The following is a 21,489-nucleotide window of genomic DNA, read 5'->3' as shown; positions in this document are numbered from 1 at the left end:
TTTTGCTTTCCTATCAATAAGGCAGCTTCGGTTAAAAAACAACCAGCTCACCACTGCGCCTCTATATAGAAGGGAACGCTCAAATAACACCCGCCTCCTTCAATGCGGCCACATGAGCAGCTCCTAGCCCCAGAACCCCCTGCAGCACCTCAAGCGTATGCTCCCCCAATAGAGGAGGCGCACTCCGGTACTCAACAGGCGTCTTGGATAAGCGTATCGGGCTCGCAACCTGCGGCACCGTCCCCGCCAATGCGTGAGGCAGCTCGACCGCCAAACCACGCGCCTTGACCTGAGGATCGGAAAACACCTGCGCCAGATCATTAATCGGCCCACATGGCACGCCCACTTGCTCCAACTGCGACACCCATTCAGCGGTCGTCTTGAAGACCGTCGCCTGGCGAATCAAGGGAATCAGCTCCGCTCGATTAGCCACCCGCGCGCGATTGGTGGCGAAACGCACGTCATCCGCCCATTGTGGCTGCCCAGCGACTTCAGCGAATTTACGGAACTGCCCATCATTGCCTACGGTGAGGATGAAATCTCCATCGGCCGTGGGGAAATCCTGATAAGGCACAATATTGGGGTGAGCATTCCCCAGGCGCTTGGGCGGCGCCCCGGTTGTCAGGTAATTCATCGCCTGATTCGCCAGGCAAGCCACCTGCACATCGAGCAACGCCATGTCGATATGCTGCCCACCCCCATCGTGATCACGGTGAGCTAACGCAGCCAGGATCGCCACGGTCGAATAAAGCCCGGTCAAGATATCAGTCAAGGCTACGCCAACCTTTACCGGCCCGGCACCTTCATCCCCTTCAGGCCGCCCCGTCAGGCTCATGAGCCCACCCAGACCCTGGATCATGAAATCGTAGCCGGCGCGCATCGCATAGGGGCCCGTCTGACCAAACCCCGTGATGGAACAGTAAATCAGCTCCGGATTGACCTCTTTGAGGGATTCATAGTCCAGCCCATAGGCCGCAAGGCCGCCCACCTTGAAGTTTTCGATCAGGATGTCCGACTTGGCAGCCAGATCGCGCACCAGTTTCTGGCCTTCTGGCCGCGTAAAGTCGATGGTCACCGACTCTTTATTACGGTTGGCCGACAGGTAATACGCCGCCTCACTGGTGTTCTCACCATCCGCATCCTTCAGGAAGGGAGGCCCCCAAGCACGCGTGTCATCACCGCTGCCCGGCCTTTCGACCTTGATCACCTCGGCCCCAAGGTCTGCAAGAATCTGCCCGGACCAAGGGCCCGCGAGTACTCGCGACAAATCCAGCACTCGCAGATGCGAAAGCGCGCCCATGCCCATGCTCCTATTAATAGAACGCTTGCAGACCGGTTTGCGCGCGCCCCAGGATCAAGGCATGCACGTCATGGGTCCCTTCATAGGTGTTGACCACTTCCAGGTTGACCAGGTGGCGTGCCACCCCGAACTCGTCAGAGATGCCGTTACCGCCCAGCATGTCCCGGGCCATGCGCGCGATGTCCAATGACTTGCCACACGAGTTACGCTTCATGATCGATGTGATCTCAACCGCCGCCGTCCCCTCATCTTTCATCCGACCCAGGCGCAGGCAACCTTGCAGGGCCAAGGTAATCTCGGTCTGCATGTCGGCCAGCTTCTTCTGGATCAGCTGAGTGGCGGCCAACGGGCGACCAAATTGCTGGCGATCGAGTGTGTACTGGCGCGCGGTATGCCAGCAGAACTCAGCAGCCCCCAGCGCCCCCCAGGAGATCCCGTACCGCGCCGAGTTAAGGCAAGTAAAAGGGCCTTTCAAGCCACGGACATCCGGGAAGATATTTTCTTCCGGCACAAATACGTTATCCATGACGATTTCACCGGTGATGGAGGCCCGCAACCCCACCTTGCCGTGGATAGCGGGAGCGCTCAGGCCTTTCCAGCCTTTTTCCAAGACGAAGCCACGGATATCACCTGCATCGTCTTTGCCCCACACCACAAACACATCCGCAATCGGACTGTTGGTGATCCACATTTTGGCGCCGGTCAGGCTGTAGCCGCCATCCACTTTGCGTGCACGGGTAATCATCGCACCCGGGTCGGAACCATGGTTGGGCTCGGTCAGCCCGAAGCAACCGATCCATTCGCCAGAGGCCAGTTTGGGCAGGTACTTCTGTTTTTGCGCCTCGGTACCGAACTCATTGATCGGCACCATGACCAGGGAAGACTGCACACTCATCATCGAGCGATAGCCGGAGTCGACACGCTCGACCTCACGAGCAATCAAACCGTAGCTGACGTAGTTCAAACCACTGCCACCGTACTGCTCAGGAATCATCGCCCCCAGCAAACCGGTCTCGCCCATCTCACGGAAAATAGCGGGGTCTGTCTTTTCATGACGGAAGGCTTCGAGCACGCGGGGAGCCAGCTTGTCCTGAGCAAATTGCTCGGCGCTGTCACGCACCATGCGCTCTTCTTCGGTGAGCTGTTGATCCAGCAGCAGTGGATCGATCCAGTTGAAGCTTGCCTTGCCAGCCATGAATAAGTCCTCGCGGAAAAAATCAGAAGTCGTGGATCCAGACTAGGCGCGGTCAGCGCAGAGGGCAAACGAGGTTTTTGCATAGGCTTGTGCTAATTTCTCACTTCGTAACACTCAAAAAGCCCAGAAATGCGCTTTATCTGTGAGGGCAACGTACATGCGTCGAAAAATCCCCAGTACCACCGCACTTATCAGCTTTGAAGCAGCAGCACGGCACGAGAGCTTTACCAAGGCAGCACTGGAGCTCTCCATCACCCAAGGCGCGATTTGCCGGCAAATCGCCAGCCTGGAGGATTTTTTGAGTGTCGAGCTGTTTCGCCGCTCACGCCGCGGAGTGAAGCTGACGGAGGCGGGGCTGTCTTATAGCCGTAGGGTTGCAACGCAGCTGGACGCCGTAGAGCGCGATACCCTATCGGTGATGGGCCAACAGGGCGCGAATGTGATCGAACTGGCGGTGGTACCTACCTTCGGCACGCAGTGGCTGATCCCACGCCTGAAGGATTTTCAACATCAGCACCCGGAAGTCACGGTGAACCTGACAAACCGTACGCGCCCCTTCCTGTTCGCCGATACCGAGTTCGATGCGGCGATCTACTTCGGAGATGCCGATTGGTCGGGTACGCAATCCCACAGGTTAATGGGCGAAAACCCGGTACCGGTATGCAGCCCGCGCTTACTCGGCGACCGCACACACTTCACCCCTCAACAAATCGCCGAGCTGCCCCTGCTGCAGCAGACCACACGCCCCTATGCCTGGCGCCAATGGTTCAACGCCCAACAACTGAGCATCCCTCGCGACATGACAGGCCCTCGATACGAGCTATTCTCGATGCTGTCCCAAGCGGCCATGCATGACATGGGCATCGCACTGATTCCTCCCTTTCTCATACAGCGGGAGCTGAAGGAGCAACAACTGGTAATCGCCAGCACCGAAGCACTGACCAGCGAAAAGGCTTATTACCTGATGATTCCTGACAAAAAGGTCGAATCAGCCTCTCTGCGTGCATTCAGGGACTGGTTGCTTGATCAGTCCAGACGCTACACCCCTTGTAATTAAGGGCTTAACGCAATTACTGACTTTGTAGTCAGATAAATTAAGATCCTACAGATATACGTATATGTCGCATTTAAGCAGACTGTACTTGTCGGGCACAAATAAGGCTCAAAGCCATGTATCTCATGGCTCGTAGCGACGCTTAACGGTCTATGCGCGATCATTCACGCCGGCAATGAAAAAACACGCTATAAACACCTGAACGCCTTTAAAGACCTGTATTTAAAGAGGTTATTTCAGCTTGTTGCGACAATCAGTCACAGGGTGACTTGTAGTTAATTTTTCGTCACCCGTCATAATCCCTTGATGGCCGTAAAGTTCGCCTGCAAAATGCCGCGCCCCGCTGTCATTTCAGCGGGATCGTGCTGATCGGCCGCCCCAGTTGCGCCACTCGCGGTGCACTGGCCTTTTTACAAAAAGATCAAAAGCAAAAAGATCATGCAGGAGATTTGACGTGCACATTGGTGTTCCTCTCGAAACCCAGACCGGTGAAACGCGGGTGGCTGCCACCCCGGAAACCATCAAGAAGCTGATCGGCCAGGGCCATAAGGTCACTGTACAAAGCGGCGCAGGCATCAGTGCCAGCATCGTCGACAGTGCCTATGAAACGGCAGGCGCCACCATTGGCAGTGCCAACGACGCGTTTGGCGCCGAGCTGATTCTCAAAGTGGTTGCCCCCAGCGACAGCGAACTGGCGCTGATCAAAAGCGGCACCGTGTTGGTGGGCATGCTCAACCCGTTCAGCAACGAAACCATTGCCAAGCTGGCAGAACGCGGCATCACCGCCTTCGCTCTGGAAGCCGCGCCGCGTACTTCACGGGCCCAAAGCCTTGACGTGCTGTCTTCACAAGCCAACATCGCCGGTTACAAGGCCGTGTTGCTGGCCGCTCATCACTACCCGCGCTTCATGCCAATGCTGATGACGGCTGCCGGCACTGTAAAAGCCGCGCGCGTGCTGATCCTCGGCGCCGGTGTGGCAGGCCTGCAAGCCATTGCCACGGCGAAACGCCTGGGTGCAGTGATCGAAGCGTCCGACGTACGCCCGGCGGTAAAGGAGCAGATCGAGTCCCTGGGCGCCAAGTTTGTCGACGTCCCCTACGAAACCGATGAAGAGCGTGAATGCGCCGTCGGTGTCGGGGGCTACGCGCGCCCGATGCCCACCAGTTGGATGCAACGCCAGGCCCTGGCCGTGCACGAACGCGCCAAACAGGCCGACATCGTCATCACCACCGCCCTGATCCCCGGCCGCAAGGCGCCGACCCTGCTCAGCGCCGATACCGTGGCGCAGATGAAACCCGGCTCGGTGGTCATCGACCTCGCTGCAGCCCAGGGTGGCAACTGCCCGTTGACCGTGGCCGACCAGGTCGTGGTGGAAAACGGTGTGATCATCTGCGGCCCGACCAACCTGGCGGGCGCTGTCGCCGCCGACGCCTCGGCCTTGTATGCGCGCAACCTGCTGGACTTCCTGAAGCTGGTCTTCACCAAGGAAGGGCAGTTTGAAATCAACCTCGAAGACGACATCGTCGCCGCGTGCCTGATGTGCCGCGACGGCCAAGTCATCCGCAAAAACGCCTAAGCAGGGATTCAGACGATGGAAGAGCTTATCTCCCCCGGTATCTACAACCTGATCATCTTTGTGCTGGCGATTTATGTCGGTTATCACGTGGTCTGGAACGTAACACCCGCATTGCACACGCCGCTGATGGCCGTGACCAACGCCATTTCCGCGATTGTCATCGTCGGCGCCATGCTGGCTGCCGCGCTGACCGTCACCCCGTTGGGCAAGACTATGGGCACACTGGCCGTGGCCCTGGCGGCGGTGAATGTCTTCGGTGGCTTTCTGGTCACCCGCAGAATGCTTGAGATGTTCAAGAAGAAAGCCCCGAAAGTAAAAGAAGAGGCGCCCAAGTAATGAGCATGAATCTCGTGACGACGCTCTACCTGATCGCGTCGATCTGTTTCATCCAGGCCCTCAAAGGCCTCTCGCACCCGACCACTTCGCGGCGCGGCAACCTGTTCGGCATGCTCGGCATGGCGCTGGCGGTACTCACTACCGTCGGCCTCATCTATAAGCTGGGGGCTGAGCTGGCGACTGCCGGTATTGGCTACGTCATCGTTGGCCTGCTGGTCGGCGGCACCGCCGGCTCGATCATGGCCAAGCGCGTCGAAATGACCAAGATGCCGGAGCTGGTCGCCTTCATGCACAGCATGATCGGCCTGGCAGCGGTGTTCATCGCCATTGCCGCCGTGGTCGAACCGCAGTCCCTGGGCATCGTCAAGCAGTTGGGCGATTCGATCCCGGCCGGTAACCGCCTGGAACTGTTCCTCGGTGCCGCCATCGGTGCAATCACCTTCTCCGGCTCGGTGATCGCATTCGGCAAGCTGTCGGGCAAGTACAAGTTCCGCCTGTTCCAGGGCGCACCGGTACAGTTCGGCGGGCAACACAAACTGAACCTGGTGCTCGGCCTCGCAACCCTGGGCCTGGGCCTGGCGTTCATGTTTACCGGCAATCTCACTGCGTTCGCACTGATGCTGGCCTTGGCCTTTGTACTGGGTGTGCTGATCATCATCCCGATTGGCGGCGCCGACATGCCCGTGGTGGTGTCGATGCTCAACAGCTATTCCGGCTGGGCAGCGGCGGGCATTGGCTTCTCGCTGAACAACTCGATGCTGATCATCGCCGGTTCCCTGGTGGGCTCCAGCGGCGCGATCCTGTCGTACATCATGTGCAAGGCCATGAACCGCTCCTTCTTTAATGTGCTGTTGGGCGGTTTCGGCAATGCGCCGGACGCTGGCGCTGCGGCGGGCTCCAAAGAAGCACGCCCGGTGAAGTCCGGCTCCGCTGATGACGCCACCTTCCTGCTGACCAACGCCGACACCGTAATTATCGTCCCAGGCTACGGCCTTGCGGTCGCGCGGGCACAGCACGCGCTCAAGGAGCTGACCGAGAAGCTGACCCACCACGGCGTCACCGTGAAGTACGCGATCCACCCGGTGGCGGGCCGTATGCCGGGGCACATGAACGTATTGCTGGCCGAGGCCGAAGTGCCTTACGACCAGGTGTTCGAGATGGAAGATATCAACTCCGAGTTCGGCCAGGCCGACGTGGTGCTGGTGTTGGGCGCCAACGACGTGGTCAACCCGGCCGCCAAGAACGACCCGAACTCACCCATCGCCGGCATGCCGATCCTCGAGGCGTTCAAGGCCAAGACCATCATCGTCAACAAGCGCTCGATGGCCAGCGGCTATGCGGGCCTGGACAACGAGTTGTTCTACCTGGACAAGACCATGATGGTCTTCGGTGATGCCAAAAAGGTCATCGAAGACATGGTCAAGGCCGTCGAATAACACTGCGCCAGCGCAATACTCGAAACCCTGGCCTCCCGTAGGCTGGGGTTTTTTTATGGTTCCCACGCTCTGCGTGGGAACGCATCCAGGGATGCTCTGCGTCCCGCTTTGCACACACATGAAACCCGACCAAAGGCTCTAAATCGCGACCTGGCATTCGACCATGGTAGCGGGCCGAAACTTTTTGAAATCACTACACTGCCCACCTTGCTTTCCGTAGCCAGAGATAACAATTCATGTACCGTGATCGTATCCGCTTGCCTTCGTTGTTGAACAAGGTCATGAGCGCGGCAGACGCCGCTGCACTGATCGAGGACGGCATGACCGTCGGCATGAGCGGCTTCACCCGTGCCGGTGAAGCCAAGGCCGTCCCCCACGCCCTGGCCGAACGCGCCAAGACGTCGCCCCTCAAGATCACGCTGATGACCGGCGCCAGTCTGGGCAATGACCTGGACAAACAATTGACCGAAGCCGGCGTACTGTCACGACGCATGCCCTTTCAAGTCGACAGCACCCTGCGCAAGGCGATCAATGCCGGCGAGGTAATGTTTATCGACCAGCACCTGTCGGAAACCGTCGAGCAACTGCGCAACAATCAGCTCAAATTGCCAGACATCGCCGTGATCGAAGCCGTCGCGATCACTGAGCAGGGCCATATCGTGCCCACTACCTCCGTAGGCAACTCGGCCAGCTTCGCGATCTTTGCCAAACAGGTGATCGTCGAGATCAACCTGGCGCACAACCCGAACCTGGAGGGGTTGCACGACATCTACATCCCGACCTACCGGCCGACGCGCACGCCGATTCCGCTGGTGAAAGTCGACGACCGTATTGGCAGCACCGCGATTCCGATCCCGCCCGAGAAAATCGTCGCCATCGTCATCACCAACCAGGCGGACTCCGCCTCCACGGTGACGCCGCCTGACAGCGATACCCAAGGCATCGCCAACCACCTGATCAACTTCCTCAAGCAAGAAGTCGATGCGGGGCGCATGACCAACAAGCTTGGGCCCCTGCAAGCCGGCATCGGCAATATTGCCAACGCGGTGATGTGCGGGTTGATCGAGTCGCCGTTCGAAGACCTGACCATGTACTCGGAAGTGTTGCAGGATTCGACCTTCGACCTGATCGACGCTGGCAAGCTGAGCTTCGCCTCCGGCAGTTCGATTACCTTGTCGGAACGGCGTAATGCCGATGTGTTCGGCAACCTGGAACACTACAAGGACAAATTGGTGCTGCGCCCTCAGGAAATCTCCAACCACCCTGAAGTGGTACGCCGCCTGGGCATCATCGGTATCAATACCGCGCTGGAATTCGATATCTACGGCAACGTCAACTCCACCCACGTCTGCGGCACGCGGATGATGAACGGCATCGGCGGCTCCGGGGATTTCGCCCGCAATGCGCACCTGGCGATCTTCGTCACCAAGTCGATTGCCAAGGGCGGCGCAATTTCCAGCGTGGTACCGATGGTCAGCCATGTGGACCACACCGAGCATGACGTGGACATTCTCGTCACCGAAGTAGGCCTTGCCGACCTGCGAGGCCTGGCGCCACGGGAGCGCGCCCGGGTCATCATCGATAACTGCGTGCACCCAGCCTACCGCGATGCCCTCAACACTTACTTCGATGCCGCCTGCGCTATCGGTGGGCATACCCCGCACATTCTGCGCGAAGCACTGAGTTGGCACATTAACCTGGAAGAAACCGGGCACATGCTCAAGGCTTGATGAATACAGATCCGGGCTGATGCAAATACAGTTTCATCAGCTCGGTGAACCCTCCCGCATTAATGGAAAAAACTGTACTGCTGTACTGGTCATTTCCTACCGAAATATCCCACATCTCAACTCAAAAATGCCGTTTTCGCACCTTTTAAGTGCGCATAGGTACAGTTGCCCCAATTTCGTACCGTACAGCCTCGTTAAACAGTTAACTGGCCTCTCACAATACAGGTGAACTGTATCTAGAGAGTCTTGCCTTGGAAGAGGATCATTGGCATCAGTTAAACCACTACCTAATCCCGCCACAAGCGGAAGGATGTCATCATGGAACGTACACTCAGTTCCGAACTGTTCTTCGAAGAAAAAGCTGTAAACACCCAGGCTTCCCTGCCTCTGCGCGTTCTCGCCAACCTGATGTTGTGGCAGCGCCGCATCTCCAGCCGCCACCAGTTGGCTCGCCTGGATTCGCGTCTGCTGGCTGACGCCGGTATCAGCGAAGCTCAACGCTACGAAGAGCTGAGCAAGCCGTTCTGGCGCTAAGTAGCGCCCGCTGGCCCTGACCTGACGGGTCCACTGCCAGCACCCTGATTTGACAAAACAAAGCCCGCCCCGGGTAACCGGAGGCGGGCTTTGTTGTATCTACGATCGCGCATTGAATCGGTTCAATTCAGGCGAACAGGTACAGTTTGAAATCAGTAGAATATGACAGGTACAGTTTAATTAGAGGCTTCCGAATAGCCCGGCACACGCCTAATATCCACTCACCACGTGGCGAACCCTGTAGAGCGTGCGTCTGATGCTCGACAGTCCCAGTCCGTTTCACTGTGGCCGTTTCGCGCCACCTTATTATTCGTCTACAGGAGTTACCCCATGTCCCGTCTTCGCCTGCTGTGCACTGCCGCTGTGCTGACCCTGGCTGCCAATGCCAACGCGAGCAGCCTGATCATGACGACCGACTCGATCGTCGGCGCTCTGAAGGCAACCTCCGATGCCACGTCTGATGCCACCTCATCCCTGCGCGACAATAAGGTTGTAAAAGCGGCCCGTGACGACGCCGCCAGCTTTGTCGCCAGCGAAGGCGCCATCCGTGGCGTGAAACTGGAAAGCGCCCTGGCCCAGATCCGCCAACAAGCGCCACAGTTGAATACCGCAACCGATGCACAGCTGGCACAGGCCATCCTGGCTATCTGACCCACGGCAACCAGACGGGAGCGCCTGCCGCTCCCGCATGGCTCGACGCTGGCTCTCGCCCGGCCGTTGCGCTAGCCTTGGCGCTCGCTTTCAGTTGTCGAGTCCCATGGCTTTTTCATACCGTTTATTGATTGTTCCTGTACTGTTTTGCGCCTGCTGGTCACCCATGGCTTCAGCGTTGGATGTGTCCACCCAGAGCACTGTTGTCAGCGTGTATGCCACCAGCAAAGTGACCTCTGCGCCGTTCGACAATAAGTTGGTCCTGGCCGCTCGGGATGATGCTGCCGCTTTCATTGCCACTGACGGCCAATGGCGGGGCGCACGCCTGGAGTCCGCGCTGGACTATCTGCGCCGCACCCAGCCAAAACTTCATGCAAGCGACCTTGAACTGGCGCAAGCAATTCTCGTCCAATAATCATCGTTGTATTTCTATCTTTGTCATTGGAGTCACCCCATGCGTAGCCCGCTGATCGTCGCCGCCCTCGGCCTGCTGTTTTTGGCCGATGTCGCCCAGGCGCAAACCTTGAAGGCCACCAGCAACATCGTCGTGCGGGCTTCGGCACGCACCATTGATTTCACCTCGGACACCACCACCTCCATCCGCGACTCCAAGATCGTGCGCGAAGCCCACGATGACGCCGCCAGTTTCGTCGCCACCAATGGCGAGATCCGTGGCGCCCAGCTGGAAGCCGCGTTCGATACCCTTCGCACCCGCGTGCCAGAAGCCCGTGATGCCAGCGACCAGACCCTCGCCGAAGCTATCCTCGCTCTGTGAGGCGCCTCAAAACCTGGCTCCTGGCCGGGGCCGTGCTGCTGTGCGCAAGTACGGCCCAGGCCGGCCTGCAACTGCGGCTCAAGACCGAAGGCTTGAGCCCGGCCGAACAGCAGGCCAGCCAGGCATTGCTCGATGAAGCGCTGCGCGCCTTGCCGCCGCGCTTTGTCGAGCAATTGGACCGGCGTATTGATGTCGGCTGGACCGACAAGATGCCTGAAAACGCCTACGGCCAGGCGTCTCTGGTGTCCGAACTGGACCTCAACCAGAACCTGCTCGCCAGCCTGACTGACGGCAGCGCCGCCACCCAGAAAACCAATCGCCCCCACGGTACTGTGCGCCGGGAAATGCTCGCCACCGTGCTGCATGAGCTGACCCACATCTACGACCGTGCGCGCCTGTGGCCCAAAGACGAGCGCACGCTGATCCAGCGCTGCAGCCGTCAGAACAACATCACCGGCTTGATCGGCTTGCCCGACCAGTGCCGTGGCCAGAACGACCGACGCTTTACCCTCAGTGACGACCCGCGCCTGCTGGACCTTGCCGGCTGGCCACAATATGTGGGTCGGCGCGGCGAGCGTGAGCAGCACAACCATCAGGTGGTGCGCAGCCCGGACATCTACGAAACCACCAGCCCGCTGGAGTTCGTCGCGGTCAACATGGAGTACTTCCTCCTGGACCCCAGCTACGCCTGTCGCCGCCCAGCGCTGTTCCGTTATTACAAGGACCACTTCGGCTGGGCCCCGCCCGAACAAGACACCTGCGCCAGCACCTACGCCTTCCTGAACGCAGGCAACGATTTCGCAAAGACGCCCCTGGGCCAGATCGATCCGGAACGCGTGTATGAAATCGACTACCTGCTGGCCGAAGCCAACCAGAACCTGGTGAGCCGTTGGGGCCATAGCATGTTGCGCCTGGTGATTTGCGCCCCGGGCCGCCCACGTGGCCCGGATTGTCGGCTGGATCTGGACCGACACCTGGTCTTGTCTTACCGCGCCTTCGTCGGTGACGTTCAGCTGTCGAGCTGGGATGGCCTGGTGGGCAAATACCCGTCGCGGCTCTTCGTCCTGCCGTTGGCCCAGGTCATTGATGAATACACCAAGACCGAACTGCGTGGCTTGGCGTCGGTGCCGCTGAAGCTCAGCCGCCAGGAAATCAACGACACCGTCGAACATGCCGCTGAAATGCACTGGAGCTATGACGGCAACTACTTCTTTATCTCCAACAACTGTGCGGTCGAAAGCCTGAAACTGTTGCGCAGTGGCAGCGCCAACCCGCAATTGACCGGCCTGGACAACATCACCCCCAACGGTTTGCTCGAGGTCCTCAGCGCCCGCGGCCTGGCCGATACCAGCGTATTGAACGACAAGCGCGAAGCCCTGCGCCTGGGGTATCACTTCGACTCGTTCCGCGAGCGCTACCAGGCCATGTTCGACGTGTTGCGCAAGCAACTGCCGATCAAGCAGACCCAGGTCGAAGACTGGTTGTCCCTGGATGCGCAAGCGCGTCGCCAATGGTTCAGCCAGGCCGACCTGCGTACCAGCGCCGCACTGTTGTTGCTGGAGCAGGCCAGCTATCGCAAGCAATTGATGCTCGCCCAGGACGAAGTCAAACAACGCTATCTCAATGCCCGCGAGCTGAAAAACGGCGGCATGGAGAGAGCCAACAACACGCTGCAGCAAATTCTCGCCAACAGCGGCTTCCTCAGCCGCCCAGCCGAGTTGCTGGACAGCGGGGGTTATGGCCTGCCGCAACCTTCGGAAGCCAAGCGCCTGGAATCAGAAAGCGCCGAACGCCAGAAGCAGTTGCAGTCGTTGACCGGCGAGCTGGATAAGGAAGTGAGGGCGCTGCTCGATCCGTCTCGGGCCGCCGAGATTGCCGCCTGTGAGGCCAACCTCAAACAAGTGGGTGAGCATCTGCGAGCGCTACATAAAGCCGCCGGCGGCCTCGAACTGCCCTGAACACCACTGTGTAAGCTGGCTTGCCCTTGTAGGAGCGAGCTTGCTCGCGAAAAACTCACAGGCGCCGCGTTTATTCAGAAAGCGCGCGTTATCGTTGACGTTTTTCGCGAGCAAGCTCGCTCCTACAAGAACAAGAACCTGAAGATTGGCGCCTGCCCTTCATCAGCTGTTTTCTCAGCGAAAGCTGGCTGAAAGCTTCCCCGTCTAGGATCGCCTCCACTGCCGGCAACAGACCGGCTGTTAACAACAACAATGGTGATTCCCGATGTCCGCTCGTACCCGCCTGTTCGCTCCAACTCCACCCGTACGCCTCGTGCCTTTCGTTCTGCGCTGACCGCCACTCGGTCCGCCATTCCCTAGCCGCGCTACGCCTGGAGTATTCCTATGCTGACTTTCCTTGGCTTTGCCATGGTCATCACGTTCATGTTCCTGATCATGACCAAGCGCCTGTCCGCGCTGATCGCCTTGATCATCGTGCCGATCCTGTTCGCGCTGTTCGGCGGTTTCGCACCGAAGATCGGCCCGATGATGCTCGAAGGCATCACCAAGCTTGCGCCGACTGGCGTGATGCTGATGTTCGCCATTCTCTATTTTGCCTTGATGATCGACTCCGGCCTGTTCGACCCGGCCGTGCGCAAGATCCTCAAGATGGTCAAGGGCGACCCGCTCAAGGTCTCGGTCGGCACCGCCGTGCTGGCTCTGGTGGTATCTCTGGACGGTGACGGTGCCACCACCTACATGATCTGCGTCGCGGCCATGCTGCCGCTGTACCAGCGCATCGGCATGAGCCCACGGATCATGGCCGGCCTGATCATTCTCGCCGGTGGCGTGATGAACATGACCCCCTGGGGCGGCCCGACAGCGCGCGCCGCCAGTGCGCTGCATGTAGACCCGTCGGACATCTTCGTACCAATGATCCCGGCCATGGCCGCCGGTGTGGTGGCGATCCTCGTGATTGCCTACATGTACGGCAAGCGCGAACGTGCACGCCTGGGTGAATTGCACCTGCAGGGCGACGAGATCGACCACAGTGAAATCAGCGTGTCGCAATTCCCCGACGCCCGCCGTCCGAAATTGATCTGGTTCAACGGCGCCCTGACCCTGGCGTTGATGTGCACCTTGATTGCCGGCCTGTTGCCGCTGCCGGTGCTGTTCATGGTGGCGTTCAGTATCGCCATGATCGTCAACTACCCGTGCCTGCAGCAGCAGAAGGACCGCGTTGCAGCTCACGCCGGCAGCGTATTGGCGGTGGTGGGCTTGATCTTCGCCGCCGGTATCTTCACGGGCATCCTGTCGGGCACCGGCATGGTCGACGCCATGTCCAAGAGCCTGTTGGCGGTCATCCCCGAAGCCATGGGCCCTTACCTGGCGGTGATCACCGCGCTGGTGAGCATGCCGTTCACCTTCTTCATGTCCAACGATGCGTTCTACTACGGCGTACTGCCGGTACTGGCCGAAGCTGCCAGCCATTACGGCATCACCGCGGTGGAAATGGCGCGGGCGTCGATCGTCGGGCAACCCGTGCATTTGCTGAGCCCGCTGGTACCCTCGACGTACTTGCTGGTTGCTCTGGCGGGTATCGAATTCGGCGATCACCAGCGCTTCACACTCAAGTGGGCAGTACTGGTGTGCCTGTGCATAATGTTCGCCGCATTGCTGATGGGGATTTTCCCGCTGTTCAGCACTCTATAATCGTACCGACTCACTCACCGCGCGGCACTACAGCTTGCGCGGTTAACACTTGCTCAAAGGAATACACATGGAATGGCTGACCAATCCGGAAATCTGGATTGCCTTCTTCACCCTGACGGCCCTTGAGATCGTCCTGGGCATCGATAACATCATCATGATTTCGATCCTGGTCAGCCGCATGCCCAAGCATATGCAGGCGCGCACTCGGATCTTCGGCCTGGCCCTGGCCATGGTCACGCGCATCCTGTTGCTGCTGTCGATCACCTGGGTCATGCAACTGACCGCCGACCTGTTCGTGGTGTTTGGCCAGGGCATTTCCGGTCGCGACCTGATCCTGTTCTTCGGTGGCCTGTTCCTGCTGTGGAAAAGCTCCCAGGAGATGTACCACGCGCTGGAAGGTGAAGATGAAACCCACGATGAGCCCAAAGGCGCCGGTGGCAAGTTCATCTACACCATTATCCAGATCGCCATTATCGACATCGTGTTCTCCCTGGACTCGGTGATTACCGCCGTTGGCATGGTTTCCCACGTGCCGGTGATGGTTGCCGCCATTGTCGTTGCGGTATTGGTGATGATGCTGGCTGCCGGCACGATCAGCGAGTTCATCGACAAGCACCCGTCGCTGAAAATGCTGGCGCTGTCGTTCCTGCTGGTCGTGGGTACCGTGCTGATCGCTGAATCCTTCGACGTGCACGTGCCAAAAGGCTACGTCTACTTCGCCATGGCGTTCTCGCTGGCGGTGGAAGCGGTGAACATCAAGATGCGTACCGCCATCGCGAAAAAGAAGAAACAGCAGGACCCAGTGAAACTGCGCAAGGACATTCCGGGTCAGTAAATTTGACCCGCTGTGAAAAAAAGGGGGCTTTCGAGCCCCTTTTTTTCATCCGCAAAAAATTGATTTCATGACAGTTTTGTTTCAATCCCAAGTTTAGCTATGCGATGCTGGCGCAGAGCCCATTCGCCAACTACAGCTTAGGTACAAGACGTAGAGCGGCACGCGGTAACTTTCCTTCGCTCCTTTTGGAGCGCACCCACACGGGGGGCCGAGCATGCTGACCTTGCTCAATCTGCTTTCCGCCGTGACCCTGCTTATCTGGGGCACGCATATCGTTCGAACCGGCATCCTGCGGGTCTACGGTTCCAATTTGCGCCAAGTCATCGGGCAGAACATGTCCAAGCGCTGGCTGGCATTTGTCGCCGGTATCCTGGTGACGGCCATGGTGCAAAGCAGTAACGCCACCGCGATGCTGGTGACTTCGTTCGTCGGCCAAGGGCTGATGAGCCTCACGCCGGCCTTGGCCACCATGCTTGGCGCCGACGTCGGTACGGCCTTGATGGCGCGGGTGCTGACGTTCGATTTGTCCTGGCTGTCGCCGCTGCTGATCTTCCTCGGAGTGATTTTCTTCCTGTCGCGTAAACAGACGCGGGCAGGGCAGTTGGGCCGGGTCGGGATCGGCCTGGGCCTGATCATCCTCGCGCTGCAATTGATCGTCGAAGCCGCCGGGCCCATTACCCATGCCCAGGGCGTCAAAGTCATCTTCGCTTCGCTGACCGGCGATATCTTGCTGGACGCCCTGGTCGGCGCGCTGTTCGCCATGATTTCCTACTCCAGCCTCGCTGCGGTGTTGCTCACGGCCACCCTGGCCGGTGCCGGCGTGATCGGCTTGCACGTGGCCATCGGCCTGGTGATCGGTGCCAACATCGGCAGCGGCGTGCTGGCCTTTCTCAGCACCAGCATGCAAAACACTGCCGGTCGCCAAGTGGCCTTGGGCAGCCTGTTGTACAAATTGATCGGTCTGCTGTTGATCATTCCAGTGCTTGACCCGCTCGTAGGCTGGATGGACGGCCTGGACTACAGCGTTCAGGGCATGGTCATCACCTTCCACCTGCTCTACAACGTCAGCCGTTGCCTGATCCTGTTGCCCACCATCGGGCCGATGGCACGCCTGTGCGAATGGCTGCTGCCGGAGCGCCCCGAAACCAATGGCAAGGCCAAGCCACGCCATCTGGACCTGGCCTCATTGAATACCCCAAGCCTGGCCCTGGCGAACGCCGCCCGCGAAACCCTGCGCCTGGGTGACTTGATCGACAATATGCTCACTTCGATGCAGGAAGTGCTGCGCGGCAACCAAACCGCAATCACCCAGCAAATGCGCAGCCTCAGCGATGACGTCGAAGCGCTCAACAGCGCGATCAAACTCTACCTGGCGCAAATGCCTCGGGAAGACCTGAGTGAACAAGACAACCGCCGCTGGGCCGAGATCATCGAGCTGTCGATCAACTTGAAATTGGCGGGCGACCTGATCGAACGCATGCTGCGCAAGGTCCAGCAACAGAAGACCTCGCAGCGCCGGCAATTTTCCGAAGTGGGCCTGGAAGAACTCAGCGGCCTGCACAGCCAGTTGATCGCCAACCTGCGCCTGGGCCTGTCGGTGTTTCTCAGCGGCGACCCGGAAAGCGCCCGCCAATTACTGCGCGAAAAGCGCCGCTTCCGCGCCCAGGAACGCCGCCTGGCCCACGCCCATGTCAGCCGCTTGCAGCGCAAGATCGTGCAGAGCCTGGAAACCAGTTCCCTGCACCTGGAACTGATTGCCGACATGAAACGCTTGAACTCGTTGTTTTGCAGCAGTGCTTATGTAGTGTTGGAAACGTCCGATACCGGCGCGCTCTCCGCTGAAAGTATTGCCGACATTACCCATTCGCCCTGAACGTACGCCCGCGAGCGAAGTCAGTTAACAATGGACCTCATTCGCCAGGAAGCTTGTTATGCGTCGCCTGTTACTCGCCTGCCTGCTCTTGGGCTCGGCCCACACCTTTGCCTTTGACCGCCTGCAAGTCGAGGGCTACACCTTGCCCAATGGCCTGCAACTGCTGCTCAAACCGGGCACCGAACGCGGGCACGTGGCTATTCGCCTGGTGGTTGGGGTGGGCCTGGACGACTTCGGTTGCGAAGAAAAAGAGCTGCCGCACTTGTTCGAGCACTTGCTGTTCAGCGGTATCGACGGCGGCGGCGAAGGCGACCTCGAAGACCGCATGCAAGCCCTGGGCGGCGAGTGGAACGCCTACACCAGCAACGCCGACACCACCTTCGTGATCGAGGCGCCCGCGCAGAACCAACGCAAGGTGCTGGACCTGCTGCTGGCAATCCTCACGCGCACGCAACTGACCGAGGCCCATATCAATGCCGCCAAGCAAGTGGTGGAGCGCGAAGACGGCGGCCATTATTCACACTTGCAACGCCTGCTGGATCGCCAGGACCTCGGTCACAGCGCCAGCAACCAATTGGCCGTGGAGTTGGGCCTCAAGTGCGCCGAACGCGCCGAGGTCAGCCACCTCACCCGCGATCAGTTGGAGAAGCTGCGCAAAGCATGGTACGCGCCGAACAACATGACCCTGATCGTCGTCGGCGATCTCGACAAACTGCTGCCCGCCTACCTGGAACGCACCTATGGGCAACTCGACCCCGTGGAGCCGAGCGAACATCGCCCGCTCCCCGAAATCCAGCACACCGCCGCCAGCCACCGCGACCTGATCCGCGGCTGGGTGGGCGATGGCGCCAAGCTGCACTGGCTGTTCCCCGAACCCGTATTGGACGACCAGCATGATGAAACCTACAACCTGCTCAAGGACTACCTCGACTGGGCGCTGTACCGGCAGCTGCGCCTCAAGCACGGTTTGTCCTACGGCCCCTGGGTAGAACGCGAAGTGCTCGGCGGCGTTGGATTCCTCAGCCTGAATGCCGACCTTGAGCGCGAAAACCTCCCTGAAGCCGAGCAGGTCTTGCAAGACCTCAAGGCCCAGCTGCTCAAGGATGGTCTCGACCCCACAGTATTCACACGCCTGCAGCAAGCCGCCATTGCCCGGCAGGCTTGGGCGGTGCAGGGCAACAGCGCGCTGGCCGACTATTATTGGAGTGCGGCCGGCGACTACAGCAACGGGCGTTTCAGCGATCCGGTCAAACGCATCAAGGCTGTAAGCCTGGCGCAAACCAACCAGGCCATGCGCGAAGCGTTCCAGCAGCCGGGCTACTGGCGCATCGAAAAACCGCTGTTGAGTTATGACGCCTTGACCTGGATCGGCACGGGCGTGCTGGGCCTGATCATCATCGGTTTGATCGGCCTGAGGCTTTATCGCAAACCTGTTGAGTAATGACGCACAGAATATCGGGCTAAGGCGTTATTCTGTCTGAGATTTTTCCCACAACCAGTGAACCGCCCATGCCGAACTTGCCGCCCCTTATCCAGCGCGTTATAGAACTGATCAAGCGCTACCCAGGGGTGATTGCACTCGGCGGTTTCATCTCGGGGGTGGGCAGCTTCATTCTGGTAGACCGCCAGCAGGGCATGGCCAGTTGGATCGCGGTGATCATGCTGGTGAGCTGGTTGTGGCTAATGCTGGAAAACAGCTTTACGCAATTGTTCACCAAGGTCTTCAATCGCGAGATCCCTGAACCGCTGCTGCGCTATGCCACCCAGATGATCCACCAGGAAAGTCTGTTTTTCGTGCTGCCCTTCTTTTTCGTCACCACCGCCTGGAACAGCGGCCAATCGCTGTTCACCGGCCTGCTCGGCGCGGCGGCGCTGGTGTCGATCATCGACCCGCTGTATTACAAATGGCTGGCGCCCAAACGCTGGCTGTTCCTGGCCCTGCACACCCTGACCCTGTTCGCCGCGTTGCTGACCGCGCTGCCGATCATCATGCACCTGACCACCGCCCAGAGCTACAAACTGGCGTTGGGTGTAGCCATGGTGTTGTCGATCCCGAGCCTGGCCGTCAGCCTGCCGCTGCGCAGCCTCAAGGGCTGGGCGATGCTGCTGGGGGTAACGGCCGCCATCGGCTGCGCCGGCTGGTTCCTGCGCAGTTGGGTACCGCCCGCCACCCTGTGGATGACCGAAGTCGCCATTAGCACCCAACTGCAAGACCGCACGCCGGGCGACGACCTCAAGCAAGTCACCGCCGCCCAACTGCGCAGCGGTGGGCTGTACGCCTACACCGCGATCAACGCCCCACGCGGGCTGGATGAGCGCATCTACCATGTATGGAAATTCAACGGCCAGGAAGTCGACCGCATTGCTTTGGACATCCACGGTGGGCGCAAGGAGGGCTATCGCGCCTGGACCCACAAGCAGAATTTCCCGGGTGACGCCGTGGGACGCTGGCAGGTGCAGGTACTCACCGAAGACGGCCAGGTCATCGGCGTTCTGCGCTTCAAGGTGATAGACACAGCACAAGCGGACAACCCACAGTAAGCCGGATCGTGCTATTACGTAGCAATTGTGGATAGCCAAACAAGCTCGGAGCTTATGACCACTCGCACGACGGCCGGCGCGGCCCATCTTGATACGTCCAGCACCCCGCCTTCGCTACGGATTACCGGCGACTGGACGCTGGCCCACTACGCCCACCTGAAGAAGCTGTCGGCCACGCTCGAGGGCCAATACGACGCCGGCGCCCGCATTGACCTCAACGGCCTCGGTGCGCTGGATACCGCCGGCGCCTCGTTGCTGGTGGAGTTGCTGGGCCCTGCGCGCATCGAGCACTCTGCCGAACAGACCGATTGCACCCTGGCAGCCGCCGACCGGGCACTGCTCAAGACCGTCTACCGCTCCCTGAATGACTTTTGCGTACCGATCAAAGAGCCGGAAGAGGCCGCCGGCATTCAAGTGCTGGCCCGTATCGGTCGCGCAGTAGACACCGTCTGGCAAGACGCAATGAAGCTGTTGGGCTTTATCGGCCTGATCCTCGAAACCTTCGCCCGCGGCATCTGGCGGCCCAAGCGCTGGCGCCTGACGCCCATGGTCGCCCACATCGAACAGACGGGCCTGGATGCGGCGCCTATTGTCGCGCTGCTGACCTTTCTGGTGGGCGCCGTCGTGGCCTTCCTCGGCGCCACCGTGCTCAAGAGCTTCGGTGCGACGATCTTTACCGTGGACCTGGTGGCGTTCTCCTTCCTACGTGAATTCGGCGTGTTGCTTACCGCAATCCTCATCGCCGGGCGTACCGCCAGTGCGTTCACCGCGCAAATCGGCTCCATGAAAGCCAACGAAGAAATCGACGCCATCCGCACCCTGGGCCTGGACCCCATGGAGCTGTTGGTATTGCCGCGCGTGCTGGCGCTGCTGGTGGCGCTGCCGATGCTGACCTTCCTGGCGATGCTCTCGGGGATCGTCGGCGGTGGCGTGGTGTGTGCGGTGGCCCTGGATATTTCACCGGCGATGTTTCTTTCGCTGCTGCAATCGGACATTGGCGTGCAACACTTTCTGGTGGGCATGGTGAAGGCGCCGATCTTTGCCTTTTTGATCGCGGCCATTGGCTGCCTGGAAGGGTTTAAAGTCAGCGGCAGTGCCGAGTCGGTCGGCGCGCATACCACGTCGAGCGTGGTGCAATCGATCTTCGTGGTGATCGTGCTGGATGCGGTCGCGGCGATGTTTTTCATGGAGATGGGCTGGTGAGTCGTCTACACCGTGCGCCCACTGAGGCGGTGATTGAAGTGCGTGGCCTGTGCAACCGTTTTGGCAGCCAAAGCGTGCACGAAAACCTCGACCTGGATTTGTACAAAGGCGAGATCCTGGCGGTGGTAGGTGGCTCTGGCAGCGGTAAATCCGTGTTGTTGCGCAGCATCGTTGGCCTGCGTCGCCCCAGTGAAGGCGAAGTACGGGTGTTTGGCAAAAACCTGCCGAGCCTGCCTGAACATGAACGCTCACTGGTAGAGCGCCGCTTTGGCGTGCTGTTCCAGAAGGGCGCGCTGTTTTCCTCGCTGACGGTGACCGAAAACGTGGCCCTGCCCTTGATCGAGCACGCCGGCCTCAGCCGCGCCGATGCCGAGCACTTGGCGGCGGTGAAGCTGGCCCTGGCGGGGTTGCCGCTGTCGGCGGCCGACAAATACCCGGCCTCGTTATCCGGCGGCATGATCAAGCGTGCAGCCCTGGCCCGCGCACTGGCCTTGGACCCGGACATCCTGTTCCTGGACGAACCTACCGCCGGTCTCGACCCGATTGGCGCGGCGCAATTCGACCAACTGATCCTCACCCTGCGCGATGCGTTGGGCTTGAGTGTGTTCCTGGTCACCCACGACCTCGACACGCTGTACACCATCACCGACCGTGTGGCGGTGCTGGCGCAGAAGAAAGTGCTGGTGGCCGACGCCATCGATGTCGTGTCGGAAACGAACGACGCCTGGATTCACGAATATTTCCACGGCCCCCGGGGCCGCGCGGCATTGGATGCCGCTCAATCGCTCAACGAGGTATGA

General features: G+C 59.8%; 19 protein-coding genes. 17 read left to right on the top strand and 2 right to left on the bottom strand.

Translation table 11 applies throughout. The features are described from left to right. Nucleotides 1–79: 79 nt before the first annotated feature. Both HU731_RS16640 and HU731_RS16635 read right to left on the bottom strand, forming a co-directional pair. Nucleotides 80–1,300: a CaiB/BaiF CoA transferase family protein gene (locus HU731_RS16640; RefSeq protein WP_186607432.1), complete on the bottom strand. Its 1,221-nt coding sequence runs from the start codon at nucleotides 1,298–1,300 to the stop codon at nucleotides 80–82. A 13-nt stretch (nucleotides 1,301–1,313) separates the two neighbouring features. Further along, on the bottom strand, nucleotides 1,314–2,495 hold the full coding sequence (locus HU731_RS16635) for an acyl-CoA dehydrogenase (RefSeq protein ID WP_003187423.1): 1,182 nt from the start codon (nucleotides 2,493–2,495) through the stop codon (nucleotides 1,314–1,316). Nucleotides 2,496–2,652: 157 nt separating this feature from the next. Here HU731_RS16635 and HU731_RS16630 point away from each other — a divergent pair, with 157 nt between their 5' ends. The 17 genes from HU731_RS16630 to HU731_RS16550 all read left to right on the top strand — a co-directional run bounded on the left by HU731_RS16630 (nucleotide 2,653) and on the right by HU731_RS16550 (nucleotide 21,489). Further along, a complete protein-coding gene (locus HU731_RS16630; protein WP_186607433.1) occupies nucleotides 2,653–3,552 on the top strand; it encodes a LysR family transcriptional regulator in 900 nt (299 codons plus the stop codon). A gap of 451 nt (nucleotides 3,553–4,003) precedes the next feature. Next, the gene (locus tag HU731_RS16625; RefSeq protein ID WP_186607434.1) at nucleotides 4,004–5,125 is read left to right on the top strand and encodes a Re/Si-specific NAD(P)(+) transhydrogenase subunit alpha; all 1,122 of its coding nucleotides are present in this window, start codon (nucleotides 4,004–4,006) and stop codon (nucleotides 5,123–5,125) included. A 15-nt stretch (nucleotides 5,126–5,140) separates the two neighbouring features. Further along, nucleotides 5,141–5,461, top strand: coding sequence for an NAD(P) transhydrogenase subunit alpha part 2 (locus HU731_RS16620; RefSeq protein WP_003187417.1), 321 nt, complete (start codon nucleotides 5,141–5,143; stop codon nucleotides 5,459–5,461). After that, a complete protein-coding gene (locus HU731_RS16615) occupies nucleotides 5,461–6,897 on the top strand; it encodes an NAD(P)(+) transhydrogenase (Re/Si-specific) subunit beta (protein WP_169912898.1) in 1,437 nt (478 codons plus the stop codon). Before HU731_RS16620 ends, HU731_RS16615 begins: the two co-directional genes overlap by 1 nt. A 236-nt stretch (nucleotides 6,898–7,133) precedes the next feature. Continuing rightward, a complete protein-coding gene (scpC, locus tag HU731_RS16610) occupies nucleotides 7,134–8,627 on the top strand; it encodes a succinyl-CoA:acetate CoA-transferase ScpC (protein WP_003187414.1) in 1,494 nt (497 codons plus the stop codon). A 318-nt stretch (nucleotides 8,628–8,945) separates the two neighbouring features. Continuing rightward, nucleotides 8,946–9,161: a DUF1127 domain-containing protein gene (locus HU731_RS16605; protein ID WP_003187413.1), complete on the top strand. Its 216-nt coding sequence runs from the start codon at nucleotides 8,946–8,948 to the stop codon at nucleotides 9,159–9,161. A gap of 330 nt (nucleotides 9,162–9,491) precedes the next feature. Continuing rightward, nucleotides 9,492–9,812: a DUF2388 domain-containing protein gene (locus tag HU731_RS16600; protein WP_186607435.1), complete on the top strand. Its 321-nt coding sequence runs from the start codon at nucleotides 9,492–9,494 to the stop codon at nucleotides 9,810–9,812. 106 nt (nucleotides 9,813–9,918) lie between these two features. Beyond that, nucleotides 9,919–10,227: a DUF2388 domain-containing protein gene (locus HU731_RS16595; RefSeq protein ID WP_014716356.1), complete on the top strand. Its 309-nt coding sequence runs from the start codon at nucleotides 9,919–9,921 to the stop codon at nucleotides 10,225–10,227. Between the two features lie 39 nt (nucleotides 10,228–10,266). Beyond that, entirely contained in the window at nucleotides 10,267–10,587 is a 321-nt protein-coding gene (locus HU731_RS16590) for a DUF2388 domain-containing protein (protein WP_003187408.1), read from the top strand. Further along, nucleotides 10,584–12,545: a DUF7844 domain-containing protein gene (locus tag HU731_RS16585; RefSeq protein WP_186607436.1), complete on the top strand. Its 1,962-nt coding sequence runs from the start codon at nucleotides 10,584–10,586 to the stop codon at nucleotides 12,543–12,545. The genes HU731_RS16590 and HU731_RS16585 overlap by 4 nt, the downstream gene beginning before the upstream one ends. Nucleotides 12,546–12,929: 384 nt before the next feature. After that, nucleotides 12,930–14,237 (top strand): CitMHS family transporter, encoded by a 1,308-nt coding sequence (locus HU731_RS16580; protein WP_003187405.1) that lies wholly within the window; start codon nucleotides 12,930–12,932, stop codon nucleotides 14,235–14,237. 67 nt (nucleotides 14,238–14,304) lie between these two features. Continuing rightward, complete coding sequence (locus HU731_RS16575) at nucleotides 14,305–15,072, top strand: TerC family protein (protein ID WP_014716354.1); 768 nt, start codon at nucleotides 14,305–14,307, stop codon at nucleotides 15,070–15,072. Nucleotides 15,073–15,286: 214 nt separating this feature from the next. Then, complete coding sequence (locus tag HU731_RS16570; protein WP_186607437.1) at nucleotides 15,287–16,945, top strand: Na/Pi cotransporter family protein; 1,659 nt, start codon at nucleotides 15,287–15,289, stop codon at nucleotides 16,943–16,945. A 58-nt stretch (nucleotides 16,946–17,003) separates the two neighbouring features. Beyond that, nucleotides 17,004–18,386 (top strand): M16 family metallopeptidase, encoded by a 1,383-nt coding sequence (locus HU731_RS16565; RefSeq protein WP_186607438.1) that lies wholly within the window; start codon nucleotides 17,004–17,006, stop codon nucleotides 18,384–18,386. A 68-nt stretch (nucleotides 18,387–18,454) separates the two neighbouring features. After that, nucleotides 18,455–19,486 carry a DUF5924 family protein gene (locus HU731_RS16560; RefSeq protein ID WP_186607439.1) on the top strand — a complete coding sequence of 344 codons (1,032 nt, stop codon included), beginning with the start codon at nucleotides 18,455–18,457 and terminating at the stop codon, nucleotides 19,484–19,486. A 54-nt stretch (nucleotides 19,487–19,540) separates the two neighbouring features. Next, nucleotides 19,541–20,689, top strand: a complete 1,149-nt coding sequence (locus HU731_RS16555) for an ABC transporter permease (RefSeq protein ID WP_186607440.1) — start codon at nucleotides 19,541–19,543, stop codon at nucleotides 20,687–20,689. After that, a complete protein-coding gene (locus HU731_RS16550; RefSeq protein ID WP_003187395.1) occupies nucleotides 20,686–21,489 on the top strand; it encodes an ABC transporter ATP-binding protein in 804 nt (267 codons plus the stop codon). Before HU731_RS16555 ends, HU731_RS16550 begins: the two co-directional genes overlap by 4 nt.

The sequence above is a fragment of the Pseudomonas salmasensis genome, assembly GCF_014268375.2.
Lineage (GTDB): Bacteria > Pseudomonadota > Gammaproteobacteria > Pseudomonadales > Pseudomonadaceae > Aquipseudomonas > Aquipseudomonas salmasensis.
This window is presented reverse-complemented; position numbering and strand designations above follow the sequence as displayed.

Excerpts from the sequence above, each read along its gene's own strand:
- HU731_RS16605 (WP_003187413.1), top strand. The coding sequence starts at position 8,946 with ATGGAACGTACACTCAGTTCCGAACTGTTCTTCGAAGAAAAAGCTGTA.
- HU731_RS16570 (WP_186607437.1), top strand. The coding sequence starts at position 15,287 with ATGCTGACCTTGCTCAATCTGCTTTCCGCCGTGACCCTGCTTATCTGG.
- HU731_RS16555 (WP_186607440.1), top strand. The coding sequence starts at position 19,541 with ATGACCACTCGCACGACGGCCGGCGCGGCCCATCTTGATACGTCCAGC.
- HU731_RS16575 (WP_014716354.1), top strand. The coding sequence starts at position 14,305 with ATGGAATGGCTGACCAATCCGGAAATCTGGATTGCCTTCTTCACCCTG.
- HU731_RS16595 (WP_014716356.1), top strand. The coding sequence starts at position 9,919 with ATGGCTTTTTCATACCGTTTATTGATTGTTCCTGTACTGTTTTGCGCC.
- HU731_RS16600 (WP_186607435.1), top strand. The coding sequence starts at position 9,492 with ATGTCCCGTCTTCGCCTGCTGTGCACTGCCGCTGTGCTGACCCTGGCT.
- scpC (WP_003187414.1), top strand. The coding sequence starts at position 7,134 with ATGTACCGTGATCGTATCCGCTTGCCTTCGTTGTTGAACAAGGTCATG.
- HU731_RS16630 (WP_186607433.1), top strand. The coding sequence starts at position 2,653 with ATGCGTCGAAAAATCCCCAGTACCACCGCACTTATCAGCTTTGAAGCA.
- HU731_RS16640 (WP_186607432.1), bottom strand. The coding sequence starts at position 1,300 with ATGGGCGCGCTTTCGCATCTGCGAGTGCTGGATTTGTCGCGAGTACTC.
- HU731_RS16590 (WP_003187408.1), top strand. The coding sequence starts at position 10,267 with ATGCGTAGCCCGCTGATCGTCGCCGCCCTCGGCCTGCTGTTTTTGGCC.
- HU731_RS16635 (WP_003187423.1), bottom strand. The coding sequence starts at position 2,495 with ATGGCTGGCAAGGCAAGCTTCAACTGGATCGATCCACTGCTGCTGGAT.
- HU731_RS16615 (WP_169912898.1), top strand. The coding sequence starts at position 5,461 with ATGAGCATGAATCTCGTGACGACGCTCTACCTGATCGCGTCGATCTGT.
- HU731_RS16620 (WP_003187417.1), top strand. The coding sequence starts at position 5,141 with ATGGAAGAGCTTATCTCCCCCGGTATCTACAACCTGATCATCTTTGTG.
- HU731_RS16580 (WP_003187405.1), top strand. The coding sequence starts at position 12,930 with ATGCTGACTTTCCTTGGCTTTGCCATGGTCATCACGTTCATGTTCCTG.
- HU731_RS16565 (WP_186607438.1), top strand. The coding sequence starts at position 17,004 with ATGCGTCGCCTGTTACTCGCCTGCCTGCTCTTGGGCTCGGCCCACACC.
- HU731_RS16560 (WP_186607439.1), top strand. The coding sequence starts at position 18,455 with ATGCCGAACTTGCCGCCCCTTATCCAGCGCGTTATAGAACTGATCAAG.